Source organism: Williamsia sp. Leaf354, from assembly GCF_001424365.1.
In the GTDB taxonomy this organism is placed as follows: Bacteria; Actinomycetota; Actinomycetes; order Mycobacteriales; family Mycobacteriaceae; genus Williamsia_A.
On the sequence record NZ_LMPL01000005.1, the window covers coordinates 282,015 to 295,689 of the forward strand.

12 protein-coding genes are annotated in these 13,675 nt (G+C 69.5%); 6 read left to right on the forward strand and 6 right to left on the reverse strand.

Going from position 1 to position 13,675, the window contains the following annotated elements; genetic code table 11:
• The first annotated feature begins 205 nt into the window (after window positions 1-205).
• From ASG12_RS18000 to ASG12_RS18015, 4 genes are all read left to right on the forward strand, one after another.
• Window positions 206-1,198, forward strand: coding sequence for a helix-turn-helix domain-containing protein (locus tag ASG12_RS18000; RefSeq protein ID WP_055792656.1), 993 nt, complete (start codon window positions 206-208; stop codon window positions 1,196-1,198).
• A gap of 128 nt (window positions 1,199-1,326) precedes the next feature.
• A complete protein-coding gene (locus ASG12_RS18005; protein WP_055792659.1) occupies window positions 1,327-2,439 on the forward strand; it encodes an NDMA-dependent alcohol dehydrogenase in 1,113 nt (370 codons plus the stop codon).
• A 118-nt stretch (window positions 2,440-2,557) separates the two neighbouring features.
• A complete protein-coding gene (locus ASG12_RS18010) occupies window positions 2,558-2,929 on the forward strand; it encodes a DUF427 domain-containing protein (protein WP_055792662.1) in 372 nt (123 codons plus the stop codon).
• A complete protein-coding gene (locus ASG12_RS18015; protein WP_200932809.1) occupies window positions 2,926-3,921 on the forward strand; it encodes a DMT family transporter in 996 nt (331 codons plus the stop codon). The genes ASG12_RS18010 and ASG12_RS18015 overlap by 4 nt, the downstream gene beginning before the upstream one ends.
• Window position 3,922: 1 nt before the next feature.
• Here the strand turns inward: ASG12_RS18015 and ASG12_RS18020 are convergent, their stop codons facing one another.
• Window positions 3,923-5,305: an outer membrane protein assembly factor BamB family protein gene (locus tag ASG12_RS18020; RefSeq protein WP_055792665.1), complete on the reverse strand. Its 1,383-nt coding sequence runs from the start codon at window positions 5,303-5,305 to the stop codon at window positions 3,923-3,925.
• Window positions 5,306-5,371: 66 nt separating this feature from the next.
• Here ASG12_RS18020 and ASG12_RS18025 point away from each other — a divergent pair, with 66 nt between their 5' ends.
• The gene (locus tag ASG12_RS18025; protein WP_055792668.1) at window positions 5,372-6,148 is read left to right on the forward strand and encodes a phytanoyl-CoA dioxygenase family protein; all 777 of its coding nucleotides are present in this window, start codon (window positions 5,372-5,374) and stop codon (window positions 6,146-6,148) included.
• Window positions 6,149-6,279: 131 nt separating this feature from the next.
• Entirely contained in the window at window positions 6,280-7,428 is a 1,149-nt protein-coding gene (locus ASG12_RS18030) for a glycosyltransferase (RefSeq protein ID WP_055792671.1), read from the forward strand.
• Here ASG12_RS18030 and ASG12_RS18035 read toward each other — a convergent pair.
• From ASG12_RS18035 to ASG12_RS18055, 5 genes are all read right to left on the reverse strand, one after another.
• Entirely contained in the window at window positions 7,391-8,008 is a 618-nt protein-coding gene (locus ASG12_RS18035) for a TetR/AcrR family transcriptional regulator (RefSeq protein WP_045823756.1), read from the reverse strand. The two genes, ASG12_RS18030 and ASG12_RS18035, sit on opposite strands and share 38 nt — an antisense overlap.
• Window positions 7,981-8,751 carry an enoyl-CoA hydratase family protein gene (locus tag ASG12_RS18040; RefSeq protein WP_055793819.1) on the reverse strand — a complete coding sequence of 257 codons (771 nt, stop codon included), beginning with the start codon at window positions 8,749-8,751 and terminating at the stop codon, window positions 7,981-7,983. Before ASG12_RS18040 ends, ASG12_RS18035 begins: the two co-directional genes overlap by 28 nt.
• A gap of 65 nt (window positions 8,752-8,816) precedes the next feature.
• Complete coding sequence (locus tag ASG12_RS18045) at window positions 8,817-10,016, reverse strand: acyl-CoA dehydrogenase family protein (RefSeq protein WP_055792673.1); 1,200 nt, start codon at window positions 10,014-10,016, stop codon at window positions 8,817-8,819.
• Window positions 10,013-12,061: an ATP-binding protein gene (locus ASG12_RS18050; protein WP_055793820.1), complete on the reverse strand. Its 2,049-nt coding sequence runs from the start codon at window positions 12,059-12,061 to the stop codon at window positions 10,013-10,015. Before ASG12_RS18050 ends, ASG12_RS18045 begins: the two co-directional genes overlap by 4 nt.
• Window positions 12,062-12,069: 8 nt before the next feature.
• Entirely contained in the window at window positions 12,070-13,668 is a 1,599-nt protein-coding gene (locus ASG12_RS18055; RefSeq protein ID WP_055792677.1) for an acyl-CoA carboxylase subunit beta, read from the reverse strand.
• Window positions 13,669-13,675: the final 7 nt, after the last annotated feature.

Here is a 13,675-nt window from a genome sequence, read left to right on the forward strand (position 1 = left end):
CGACAGGTGGTGGTCGTGTCACCCGCACACTGCCCTCGCCGGCGGAAACAGACCGGCGATCGATGGCATACGGATCAGCCCGGCTGTTGCCAGGCACCAGCGGTCAACTGTACCGACCGCATCAGGTCAGGTCAAAAACGATCCCCCGACCCCTCCGCGCCCGATTCCACCTCGGCGTATGCGCTGTTGGACGTATGTTTCGGACATGTCCGAGATCGTCCGCGCCGAGATCGCCAGCTCGTGGCAGCGCGCGCGTCGGGCGGGGTTGCGGCCAGCCGACTCGGCGACCCTGTTCAGTGTCTCCGAGGTCGACCGGCGCAGTCGACTCCTCGCGGCCGCGACGCCGGTTCTCGACCGGATGGAGAACATGCTCGCCGGCACCGGGTTCTGCGTGCTGCTCGCCGACCGGGACGCCCGCCTGGTCGACATGCGGTTCGGCTCCCACCAGGTCCACGACGTGGTCGCCGAGGTCGGTGTCCAGATCGGGCGGTCGTTCACCGAGGAGACCTCGGGGACCAACTCGATCGCCACGGTGCACGCGCTGCGGTCGCCGATCGCCGTGCGCGGCGGCGAGCACTACATCGACGAACTGAAACGATTCAGCTGTTACGGCCACCCGTTGCACCACCCGGTGAGCCACCGCATCGAGGGCATCCTCGACATCACCTTCCTGCAGTCCGACGACAATCCGCTGCTGGCTCCCCTGCTCGCGCAGGCCGCCCACGACATCACCGAGCGCCTCCTCGAGCAGACCCGCACCGGTGAGCATCTGCTGCTCCGGCACTTCCAGCGCGCCGGCGCACGGCGGCGGGGCGCACCGGTCGTCGCGATCGCCGACGAGATCGTCCTCGAGAACGCCTCGGCCGGTCAGCTGGTCGGTCCGGCCGACCACACGGCCCTGCGCGCACTCACCGACGGCGCGATGAACCGCCGTGGCCACGTCCCCCGCGTGATGCTGAGCTCGGGGTACGCGGCGTCGTTGCGGTGGGAGCGTCCCGAGGGCGGTGGCTTCGTCATCGAGATCGACCTCCTCGACGACGGGACCGCGGTGCTCAACGCACTCGACCGCGCGACGCGCGACGCCATCGTCTCCGAACTCGACCGCCACGAGGGCAACAAGCGTGGCACCGCCGAGGCCCTGGGGATGAGTCGCACCACCCTCTACAAGCGGATGCGCGAACTCGGTATCGACGGCTGAGCCGTCCGGACAGCACCGACGGCTGAGCTGTCCAGAAGTTGGACACCACCCGACAGTGACGCGCGTCACCATGGCTTCAGAGCGCGCACACGACACCGCCGGTGCGCCGATGAGGAGGGACTTCGACGATGAAGACCAAGGCAGCCGTTCTCTACGACGCGGGCAAACCGTTCGAGATCATCGAGCTCGATCTGGACAAGCCGAAGGAGGGCGAGGTCCTCATCAAGTTCGTCGCCGCGGGCCTGTGCCACTCCGATCTCCACCTCACCGACGGTGACCTGCCGCCGCGCTTCCCGATGGTCGGTGGCCACGAGGGCGCCGGGATCATCGAGGAGGTCGGCGCGGGCGTCACGAAGGTCAAGCCCGGCGACCACGTGGTGTGCAGCTTCATCCCGAACTGCGGGACGTGTCGCTACTGCTCGACCGGTCGGCAGTCGCTGTGCGACGTCGGCGCGACCATCCTCGACGGCTGCCTGCCCGACGGCACCTACCGGTTCCACGCCGGCGACGACGATTTCGGTGGCATGTGCATGCTCGGGACGTTCTCCGAACGGGCGGTCATCTCGCAGTACTCGGTGGTGAAGGTCGACGACTGGCTGCCCCTGGACAAGGCCGTCCTCGTCGGATGCGGCGTGCCCACCGGCTGGGGGTCGGTCGTCTACGCGGGCAACGTGCGCGCCGGCGACACCGTCGTCATCTACGGCATCGGCGGCATCGGCATCAACTCGGTGCAGGGCGCCGTGCACGCCGGCGCCAAGTACGTCGTCGTGGTCGACCCCATCGCGTTCAAACGCGACACGGCCACGAAATTCGGTGCGACGCACACCTTCGCCGATCCCGCCGAGGCGCAGGAGAAGATCACCGAACTCACCTGGGGTCAGGGCGCGGACTGCGCGATCGTCACCGTCGGCACCGTCGAGGAGGACGTCGTGTCGGCGGCCATCGGCGCGATCGGCAAGGGCGGCACGGTCGTCCTGACCGGGTTGTCGAGTCCCGAGAAGTTCACGGTGCACTGGCCCGGGATCGACCTGACCCTGAACGAGAAGACGATCAAGGGGTCGCTGTTCGGGTCGGCCAACCCGCAGTACGACATCGTGCGGCTGCTGCGCCTCTACGACGCCGGTCAGCTCAAACTCGACGAGCTGGTGACCTCGACCTACACGCTGGAGCAGGTCAACGAGGGTTACCAGGACCTGCGCGACGGCAAGAACATCCGCGGGGTCATCCTCCACGACAGCTGACCGCACCCATCCGACCCCCGCGGGGTCGTGTGCCCCGGGACCACCCACGGGTTCCGGGGCACAGTGCGCTCGTGGGCCGACCGGGAACAGTCGGCCGCCCACCGTGGTTGATCCGTCCATGGCACGCACCCCACTCGTCCCCGGTCCCGACCACCCGATCAGCGTGGCGCCCACCGGTGCGCAGGTGACCGTGAGCGTCGACGGGCACCAGATCGCCGCATCCGAATCGGCGCTGACCCTGCGCGAGGCGAGTTACGCGCCGGTCCAGTACATCCCGATCGCCGACGTCGACCCGGCCGTGCTGCGGGCGTCGGATGCGCACACGTACTGCCCCTACAAGGGCGACGCGTCGTACTACGACCTCGTCGTCGACGGCGCCGAACAGGCCGACTCGGTCTGGGTCTACCGCGAGCCCTATGCGGCGGTGTCCGACATCGTCGACCACGTCGCGTTCTATCCCGACCGCGTGGACATCACCGTCGGCGGGTGACCATCGCCGGGAGGACCTCGGGGGAGACTGTCGTCGTCGCCGGCGCCGGTCGGTCGTCGAGCTCGCGCGGTGGCCGCGACGCGACCTGGCTGATCGCCGTGTCGGCGGCGCTGTGGGGGCTCGACGGCCTCCTGCGCAAACCGCTGGCGTCCGATCTCGCCGCGGGCACGATCGTACTGTGGGAGCACATCATCCCGATCGTGGTGCTCGCGCCGTTCTTGCCGTCGGCGCTCCGCGCCTTCGTCCGACTCGGCCTGCGCGACAAGGCGGCGGTGGTGGTCATCGGCATCGGGTCGTCGGCGGTGGCCACGGCACTGTTCACGCGGGCGTTCACGATCGCCGGGAGCAGCGGCGACTTCATCACCCCGCTCGTCCTGCAGAAGTTGCAGCCCGTCCTCGCCATCGCCCTGGCGGTGATCATCCTGGGCGAACGACTGCGGCCCCGATTCGCGCTCTATGCGGTTCCCGCCCTCGTGGGCGCCTGGCTGCTGGCCTTCACCGACCCGCTCCACCTCACCGTGTCCGAGCTCGAGCCTGCGCTGCTCGCGCTCGGCGCCGCCGCACTGTGGGCCGTCGGGACCGTCCTCGGGCGGCTGGTGTCGCCGTCGTTGTCACCGCGTCACCTCACCACCCTGCGACTCGGGTTCGGCACGGTCGGGGCGTTCGGCGTCGTCGGTGTCACCGGCGCACCCGTGTTGCCGGCGTGGGGCGACGCGATCGGTCTCGTACTCCTGGCTCTCATCCCCGGTCTGCTCGCCCTCACGCTGTACTACCGGGCGTTGCAGTCGACCCCGGCGTCGCGCGCGACGCTCGGCGAGCTCGCCTTCCCGGCCACCGCCGCCCTGATCGGGGTGCTGGTGCTGGGCACCAGCCTGGCCTGGTCGCAGTGGACGGGGCTCGCGATCGTCGCCGTGACGGTCACCGTGATGGGCGTCCGCGAGGCGCGTACCCGCCGCGGCGCCGTCCTCGGGAAGACCACCGTCAGCGGCTGACTCAGGTCGGGTCGGGCCCCTGTCGAGCGCGCCACACCGAGATCGAGTTCCCCTCCGCGCGAACGATGTCGCCGCCGGAACCCGAGACCGAGGTCAGGCTGATCGCGCCCGGGGACGGCGATCGCGACGCCACCGACCACACGATGCGACCGTTGACCGCGTCGATCGAGTGCATACCGGTGGTGTCGCCGAAGACGAAGAACCGCCCGTCGGTGATCCCGGACCGGACGTAGAAGGCAACCGGCAACGGAGTGGTCCACATCCGACGGCCGGTGCGGGTGTCGAGACCGATCAGGTTCCCGTCCAGCGACGCCGCGATCAGCGTGGAGCCGACGACGGCCGGGCTGATGCCGCCGTCCTGCTTGCCCCAGTCGAGTACCGGATCACGCCAGAGCAGGGCACCGGTGCGCGGGTCGAACACCCCGTTCCCCATCACCACCGGGGCGAAAGCCGTTGCCGTCACCTGCGGTTGAAAGGAGCCGTCGGGAAGGCTCAGGCGCTGGGTCACGACGGGCGCGCCGGTGTCGTCGAGCAGCCGTTCGATCCCCTGGGGATAGGTCTCCGAGCGGAACAGTGTGTCGCCTATCGCGGTGACGATGCCGTCGGCGGCAAAGCGCCGCACCCCGGTGTCGAGGGAGTACACCGCCGAGGCGAACCCGATGTCCTGACCGGCCGTGGCCCGGACGATGACGACGTTCCGGTCGGGCACCACGTCGCTGATCGACGCCCCTGGTGTGGCATCGGCGATGGTCCGGGTGCTCGCGACCGGCGTGCGGACAGTGCCCGTGGCCAGGACCACCGATGCCGCGGGTCCGGTCCCCCGGGTGCCGCTCACATAGGTCGCGTCGCCGGACACCGTCACACTCGCGACCGTGAAGTCCGTTGTCGCAGAACCCCGTACGTCACCGGTCGCGGTGTCGACGATGGTCACCCTCGTCGGCGACCAGCAGGCGATCGACTCCGTGACGGGATCGTCGGTGCAGTTCGCCACCGGTCCGACAGGGCGCCTCCAGATCGGATGCCCGTCGGCGCGATCGATCCCCACGAGCGTGATGTCGGCGATCTCGTTGAACGCTCTCCGACGACCCGCCGCCGCGATCAGGTTCTCGGCCGCGTCGACGAGAACCCCGTACCCGTTCGCGTCGACGCCGGGGCTCGCCACCGAGAGGAGCACCTCACCCGGCCCCGTCGCCACGCGCGCGGTGTCGAGTGTCCAGAGCGGGGTCGGGAGGACGCCGAGTCCGAGCGAACGCATCGCCCTCGCCTCACGGCGTTCGTCATAGCGATGGCCGACCACGTAGCTCGTCACGCCGGAGGCGACGGTCGCCAGTGCGACGAGGGAGATGACGAGGATTCGTTTCGTACGCACGGACAGTGACGCCATGTCGGTGAACCTAGCCGGTGAAAAACGATTGCCCGCCCGCAGTCGGCATGTTCACACTGTTCGGCGATGACACTCAGTGAACGCGAACTCGAGACCTTCGCCCGCGACGGATACGTCGCGATTCGCGGCGCGGTCGACCGGGAGACCATCGACGACTGTCGAGCGCAGCTGTGGGATCTGCTCGACGAGTCCCCGGACGATCCGACGACCTGGACCGAGCCGGTACGTCGCGTCGACAGTCCGATGACGCCGTCGTTCGCGGCCGCGGCGCGCGCATCGGCGCTGACCGAGGCCTACGACCAACTCGTCGGCCAGGGGCGCTGGATGCAGCGGATAGAACTGGGCAACGTCGCGGTCCGCTTCCCCACCGGTACCGACGCCGGCGACACCGGCTGGCACATCGACGCGAGCTACCTGCCGCCCGGCGCGAGCCGGTACTTCGTCAACGTGTCGTCCCGCGACCGCGGACTGCTGATGCTGTTCCTGCTGTCCGATGTGGGTGACGACGACGCACCCACCCGGATCCGGGCGGGCTCGCACCGCGACATCCCCTCGGTGCTCGCGCCGTTCGGCGAGACCGGTCTCGACATGTTCGACATCGTCGACCAGCTCGACGCCATCGGGTCCCGTGACACGAGCGAGCGTCCCGAGGTCCTCGCCACCGGCGCCGCGGGCGATGTCTTCCTCTGCCACCCCTTCCTCGTCCACGCCGCGCAACGCCATCGCGGCACCCGACCACGGTTCCTGTCGCAACCGGGACTGATGCTCACCGAGCAGTTCGATCTCGACCACCCGCGATCACCGGTCGAACGCACGATCGCCGCCGCGCTCGCCCAGCACTAATCGGTCCGCACTCGCCACCGCGACCGTCACCACACCCACCGGGCACAGTCACGCCTCACGCGCCCCCGCACCGCCAGGCCACCACGACTCCGAGGCGGCATGATCACTTAGTGCCGCTAAGCTTTGACGTCATGCGGATCCTGTTCTCGTCACTCGAGGCCTATGGCCACACCTTTCCGCTCGTCCCGTTGGCGCTCGCCGCGCAGCGCGCGGGTCACACGGTGCACTGGGCAGTCGGCGAACGGATGCATCCCGTGCTGGCCGACCAGGGCTTCACCCCGTGGGCGGCGGGGATGTCGATCCGGGCCGCGTTCGATCAGGCGGTCTCCGAGGACCCCTCGGTGTCGTCGACCGAGGCGGTCAAAGCCGACACGGTGGCGCACCGCGACCTGGTGCGGCGGGCGTTCACCGAGCTCATCCCGCAGGCGTTCGAGACCGACCTGGTCCCCGTCATCGATCGGGTCGCACCCGATCTCGTCGTGTCGGAGGCCGCGTCGTTCGGCGCCGTCAAGGCTGCGCAGGTCGCCGGGATCGGCGTGGTCACGCACGGATTCGGTCGTGGGATCGCCTTCGAGCGCGACACCCCCGAGGTGACACTGCTCGACATCTGCCCACCCTCGCTGCAGGAACCCGAGGTGCTCACACGTCGCGGTCGTGTGCCACTGCGTCCCGTCGCCTTCGCCGCCGACGGTCCGCTACCGTCCATCGTCGCCGACGGCGACGACCACCGGCCGCTCGTCTACGTGACGCTGGGCACGGAATTCGGCAATGCGCGCGTGCTCGGTGAGGTGGCCACCGGGATCGCGTCGCTGGGCACACGGGTCCTTGTCGCACTGGGTCCGTCGGTGCCGGTCGACGCACTGGGGCCACTCCCCGATGGGGTCGTCGTCGAGGCGTGGGTGCCGCAGGCCGCGGTGCTCCCCCACGCATCGGCGATCGTGCACCACGGCGGGTCGGGCACCACGCTGGCCGCACTCGCCGCGGGACTCCCCCAACTACTGCTGCCGCAGGGCGCCGATCAGTTCGACAACGCCGCCGCCCTCGTCGCGGCCGGCCTGGGAACACAGCTGATCGGACCGCAGGCCCACCCGGAATCCATCCGAGCCGCCGTCGCCGAGCTCCTCGCACCGACGGCCGCGGCGGCGGAACGTCGCCGCGCCGTGGTCACCGAGATCGACTCGATGCCGTCGCCCGACGCGATCGTCGCCGATCTGCGCGACCTGGCGAGACCCGTCACCGACCTCAGTTCAGTGCCGCGGCAAGAACTTCCGACCACGTAGCGATGACCTGCTTGCGGCGTGCCGAATCGTCGGACAGCGTGTCCGCGAGGCCCAGGCCACGCGCCATGTCGAGGGTGGCCTGAACGAGCCGGTGCACGGCCGGGTCGGTGGAACCACCCGCCAGCGACTGCATCGTGAGGCGGTGTGCGGCTCGGGCGAACTTCCGCTCCATCGGCAGGATCGTCTCGCGCAGAGCGGGATCGGACGCCGCGGCACTCCACACCTGCAGGAGCGCCTTGAACTGGGTGCCCGTGTAGACCTCCACGGCACGGGTCACCACGGCCTCGACCCGACCCGGACCCTCGGGCAGGGTCTCCTCGCCGTCGGCCGCACGCGTCGTCAGCTCGTCGAACGTCTGCTCCAGGGTCGCGATCACCAGTGACTCGCGCGTGGGGAAGTGGTGCTGCGCCGCACCGCGCGACACCCCGGCACGTTCGGCGATCACCGACACCGTCGCCGCGGCCCATCCGTCGGACGCGAGGACGTCGATCGTCGAGGCGATCAGTCGCTCCCGGGTCGCGCGCGACCGATCCTGCTGGGGAAGCCGGGTGTTCACGACACCGCCGGGTCGAGTGCCCATCGAGGCGGACGCTTCTCGAGGAACGCCGACATGCCCTCGCGGGCCTCGTCGGAGGCGAACAGTTCGGCCGATTCGGCGCGTCGCTGATCGGCGTACCGCTCGAACAACTCGGTCACCACGCTGTTGACGACTTTCTTCGACTCCCGCAGACCCTGGGGCGAGGCCTTCGCGATGTCGGCGGCCAACCGCTCGACCGTCGCTGCGACAGCATCGGATTCGGATTCCGCGATGGTCACCAGACCGATCTCGGCGGCCTCCTGCGGCCCGAACTTCTCCCCGGTGAGGAAGTAGCGGCTCGCGGCACGCGAGTCCATCTTCGTCAGCAGGGTCAGCGAGATCATCGACGGAGCGAGGCCCAACCGCGCCTCGGTCAGCGCGAACGTCGTCGCAGGACCGACGACCACGATGTCGCAGGCCCCCACGATCCCGAGGCCACCGGCACGTACGTGGCCGTCGATGCGGGCGATCACGGGTTTGGTCGACGTGATGATCGCCCGGAGGATCGCGATCATCGCCTCGGTGCCGGCCGCCGACGCCTCCTGCGGGGAGAGACCCGACGAGATTGCCGCGGCGAGATCGGCTCCGGCACAGAAGGTCCCACCGCTGTGGGTGAGCACCACCGATCGCACCGACGGATCGGTGTCGACCGCCGCGAGATGCTCGCGCAGCTGACCGGTCAGCGCCGGCGACAGCGCGTTGCGGTTGCCCGGCGAGTCCAGGGTGATGGTGGCGACGCCGGACACGTCGGACCGGGTGACGACGACCTGGGTCCCGGCGGTGGCGGTCGAGGGTGTGGTCGACACGGCGCTCAGTACGACTTGGGCAGGCCCAGGCTGGTCTGCGCGACGAAGTTGAGGACCATCTCACGGCTCACCGGGGCCACCCGGGCGACACGACAGAGGTTGAGCAGCGGAGCGATGCCGTACTCGGTGGACAACCCGTTGCCGCCCATCGACTGCACCGCCTGGTCGACGATCTTCACACACGCCTCGGCCGCGGCGTACTTGCTCATGTTGGCCGGCTCCGCGGCACCCCAGTCGTCGCCCGCGTCGTACATGGTGGCGGCCTTCTGCATCATCAGCTTCGCCATCTCGAGCTCGATCTTGCCCTGTGCCAACGGATGTGCGATCGCCTGGTGCGCACCGATGGGCGTCTTCCACACCGTGCGGTTGTTGACGTAGTCGACGGCCTTGCCCAGTGCGAAGCGTGCCATGCCGATGGCCGACGCGGCCGCCATGATGCGTTCGGGGTTCAGGCCCGCGAAGAGCTGGCCGAGCGCGGCGTCCTCCGACCCCACGAGCGCATCCGACGGCAGCCGCACGTCGTCGAGGAACAGCTGGAACTGCTTCTCGGGGTTGATCAGCTCCATGGCGATCTGCTTGTACTCGAAGTTCTCCGCGTCGGTCGGCACGATGAACAGGGCGGGCTTGAGCTTGCCGGTCCTCGCGTCCTCGGTGCGCGCGACGATGAGCACCGCGTCGGCCTGGTCGACCCCGGAGATCCACACCTTGCGGCCGGTCAGCAGCCAGTCGGACCCGTCGCGGCGGGCGGTGGTGGTGATCTGGTGCGAGTTCGATCCCGCCTCGGGTTCGGTGATGCCGAACGCCATGGTGATCGAGCCGTCGGACAGGCCGGGCAGCCAGCGCTGCTTCTGGTCGTCGGTGCCGAATCGGGCGATGATGTTGCCGCAGATGGCCGGTGAGACCACCATCATGAGCAGCCCCACACCCGACGCCGACATCTCCTCCATCACGATGGCGAGCTCGTACATGCCTGCACCACCGCCGCCGTACTCCTCGGGCAGGTTCACCCCGAGGAACCCGAGCTGTCCTGCCTCACGCCACAGTTCGTCGGTCTTCTTGCCGGTCCGGGCGCACTCCATGAAGTACTCCTGGCCGTATCGCTTGGCCAGGGCGGCCACCGAGGCACGCAGCGCCGCGCGCTCGGCGGTCTCGACGAACGGGTTCACCGGGGCGGCGTCGGTCGGGGTGTCGGCGAATGTGGTCATGGGGTCTCCTTCGGGTCGGACTGTTCGATACTGCCTGATGCCTCGTGTGCGCGGTCGCCGATCACGGCCAGGACGTCACCGACGGCGAGTTGCTGCCCGGCGGTCACGGCCAACTCGGTGACCACCCCGTCGGACGGAGCTGCCACGGTGTGTTCCATCTTCATCGCCTCCAGCCACAGCAGGGGCTGGCCCTGGGTCACCTCGTCACCGACGGCCACCGCGATACGGATGACCGACCCCGGCATGGGGGCCAGCAGCGAACCCGGTGCGCCCACCGCCGACGGGTCGACGAACCGGGGGCGGGCGACGAGCGTGACCGACGACGTGTCGGAGTCGACGAACCACACCGTGCGGCGCTGGGCGTCGGTGTGGCGATCGGCGGTGAACCGTGTGCGCACACCGTCGATCTCGAGGGTCACCGCGGTCGGCTGCACATCGACGACCGTCACGGTCGGGTCGTCGGGCAGCTCGACGCCGGATCGCGCGAACCGATACCGCACCTCGATGTCGGTGTCGGGGTCGGCGGGGTCGGCGAATCGCTTCGTCGCGTGCTGGGAGAACAGGTTCCGCCACCCGGCAGGAACCCGGGGTTGCACCGACGCCTGCTCGCGGTTGGCCTGTGCCGCGGCCACGGTCGCCGCGACCGCGGCGAGGCGCACCGCGGCGGCATCGGCACGGGGCCGCGCCAGCACGTCGAGACCGATCTGGTCGATGAAGCCGGTGTCGGTGTCGCCGCCGAGGAACTGCGGATGCCGCAGGATCGTCACCAGCAGATCGCGGTTCGTCCCCGGACCGTGCACGCGGGCGCGACCCAGCGCCCCGGCGAGCATGGCGCTCGCCCGCCGTCGATCGGGTGCCCAGCTGATGACCTTGGCCACCATGGGGTCGTAGAACACCGAGATCTCACTGCCCGACTCGATACCGGAGTCGACGCGGACGCCCGCGCGCGACAGCGGTCCGAAGCGGACGTCGGCCGGCAGGTCGAGATCGAACACGGTGCCCGACTGCGGAGCCCACCCATGGGCCGGGTCCTCGGCGTAGAGACGCGCCTCGATGGCGTGGCCGGTGGTGGGCGGGGGCGTCTCGCCGAGCCGCTCACCGTCGGCGATCCGGATCTGCCATTCCACGAGGTCGAGCCCGGTGGTCGCCTCGGTCACCGGGTGCTCGACCTGCAGGCGGGTGTTGGCCTCGAGGAAGTAGAACCGTCCGGTGCCGTCGGCCAGGAACTCGACCGTGCCGGCGCCGACATAACCGATGGCGGTCGCCGCCGCCCGCGCGGCGTCGTAGAGCCGCTCACGCAGGTCGCCGCCGAGTCGTTCGACCAGGGGGGCCGGCGCCTCCTCGATGATCTTCTGGTGTCGGCGCTGGATCGAGCACTCGCGCTCGCCGACCGCCCACACCCCGCCGTGCGTGTCGGCGAGGATCTGCACCTCGATGTGGTGGCCGCATTCGACGTAGGGCTCGCAGAAGACCGTGTCATCGCCGAACGCCGAGGCTGCCTCGCGGGCGGCCGCGGTCAGTTCGCCGGTCAGTGCACCGATCTCGCGGACGATGCGCATGCCGCGTCCGCCGCCTCCGGCCGAGGCCTTGATGAGGACGGGCAGGTCCGAGGGTTCGAGGGTGTCGGGGTCGAGATCACCGAGGACGGGAACACCCGAGCCCGCCATGATCTCCTTGGCGTTCACCTTCGACCCCATGGCCGCGATCGATTCCGGTGGCGGCCCGATCCAGGTGAGTCCGGCGTCGATCACCGCCTGCGCGAAAGCGGCGTTCTCGGAGAGGAATCCGTATCCGGGGTGGATGGCGTCGGCTCCGGCCGCGATCGCGGCGGCGATGATGGCCGAGCCGTCGAGGTAGGTCTGCGCCGAGGTCTCCCCGGGAAGGCGGACCGCGCGGTCGGCGGCGGTGACGTGCGGGGCGTGCGCGTCGGGGTCGGAGAAGACCGCGACCGTCGACAGACCCATCCGCGTACATGTCGCGAAGACGCGTCGGGCGATCTCACCACGGTTGGCGACGAGCACGGAGGTGATCGCGGAGGAGTCCATCACGGCGCTCACATCCGGAAGACGCCGAAGTTCGACGTCCCCTCGACCGGCGCGGAGTCGATGGCCGACAACGCGATCCCCAGGATCGTGCGGGTGTCTCGGGGGTCGATGACCCCGTCGTCGTAGAGCATGCCCGAGAGGAACGCGGGCACCGACTGCGCCTCGATCTGCGCTTCGATCATCGCCCGCATCCCCTTGTCGGCCTCCTCGTCGACCACGCCGCCGCGGGCCTCCGTCGCCGCCCGCGACACCATCGAGATGACACCGGAGAGCTGGGCGGCGCCCATGACGGCCGATTTCGCACTCGGCCAGGCGAACAGGAAGCGCGGGTTGAAGGCGCGCCCGCACATGCCGTAGTGGCCGGCGCCGTAACTCGCACCGACCAGCAGGGAGATGTGCGGCACGGTCGAGTTCGACACGGCGTTGATCATCATCGAACCGTGTTTGATGATGCCGCCCTGTTCGTACTCCTTGCCGACCATGTAGCCGGTGGTGTTGTGCAGGAACAGCAGCGGCGTGTTCGAGCGGTTCGCCAGCTGGATGAACTGGGTGGCCTTCTGCGCCTCGGCGGAGAACAGCACGCCCTGGGCGTTGGCGAGGATGCCGACGGGATAGCCGTGCACGCGGGCCCATCCGGTGCACAGCGACGAGCCGTATTCGGCCTTGAACTCGTCGAAGTCGCTGTCGTCGGCGACCCGGGCGATGACCTCGCGGGGATCGAACGGGATCTTCAGATCGCCCGGCACGATGCCGACGAGTTCCTCTGCGTCGAAACGAGGTTCGATCGACTCGGCGACCGGTCCGGGTCCGGCCTTGCGCCAGTTGAGCCGTTCGACGATGCGGCGGCCGATGCGGATGGCGTCCTGTTCGTCGCGGGCGAAGTAGTCGGCGAGTCCGGACTGGCGGGCGTGCATGCCCGCGCCGCCGAGTGACTCGTCGTCGCTGTCCTCACCGGTCGCCATCTTCACCAGCGGCGGACCGCCGAGGAACACCTTCGACTGGTTCTCGATCATCACGACGTGATCGGACATGCCAGGAACGTAGGCGCCACCGGCGGTGGAGTTGCCGAAGACCAGCGCGATGGTGGGGATCCCGGCCGCCGACAGCTGGGTGAGATCGCGGAACATGCGTCCGCCGGGGATGAACACGTCCTTCTGCGTCGGGAGATCGGCGCCACCGGATTCCACCAGCGAGATGCACGGCAGACGGTTCTCCATGGCGATCTCGTTGGCGCGGAACCCCTTGCGCAGGGTCCAGGGGTTCGAGGTGCCGCCGCGCACCGTCGGGTCGTTGGCGACGATCATGCACTCGACACCGGCGACCACGCCGATGCCGGTGATGATCGATGCACCGACCTGGAAGTCCGAGCCGTACGCCGCGAGCGGGCACAGCTCGAGGAACGCCGAGTCGGGGTCGATGAGCATCTCGATGCGTTCGCGGGCGAGCATCTTGCCGCGTTCGTGGTGGCGGGCGACCTTCTTCGTGCCGCCGCCCTCGAGCGCGGTCGCGAACTCCGCCTCCAGTTCGGCGAGTTTGGTCTCCATCGTCGCCGCGGCGTCGATGTATCCGGGGTCGGCGGGGTCGAGCCCGGAACGCAGCGCGGTCATGCCTGCC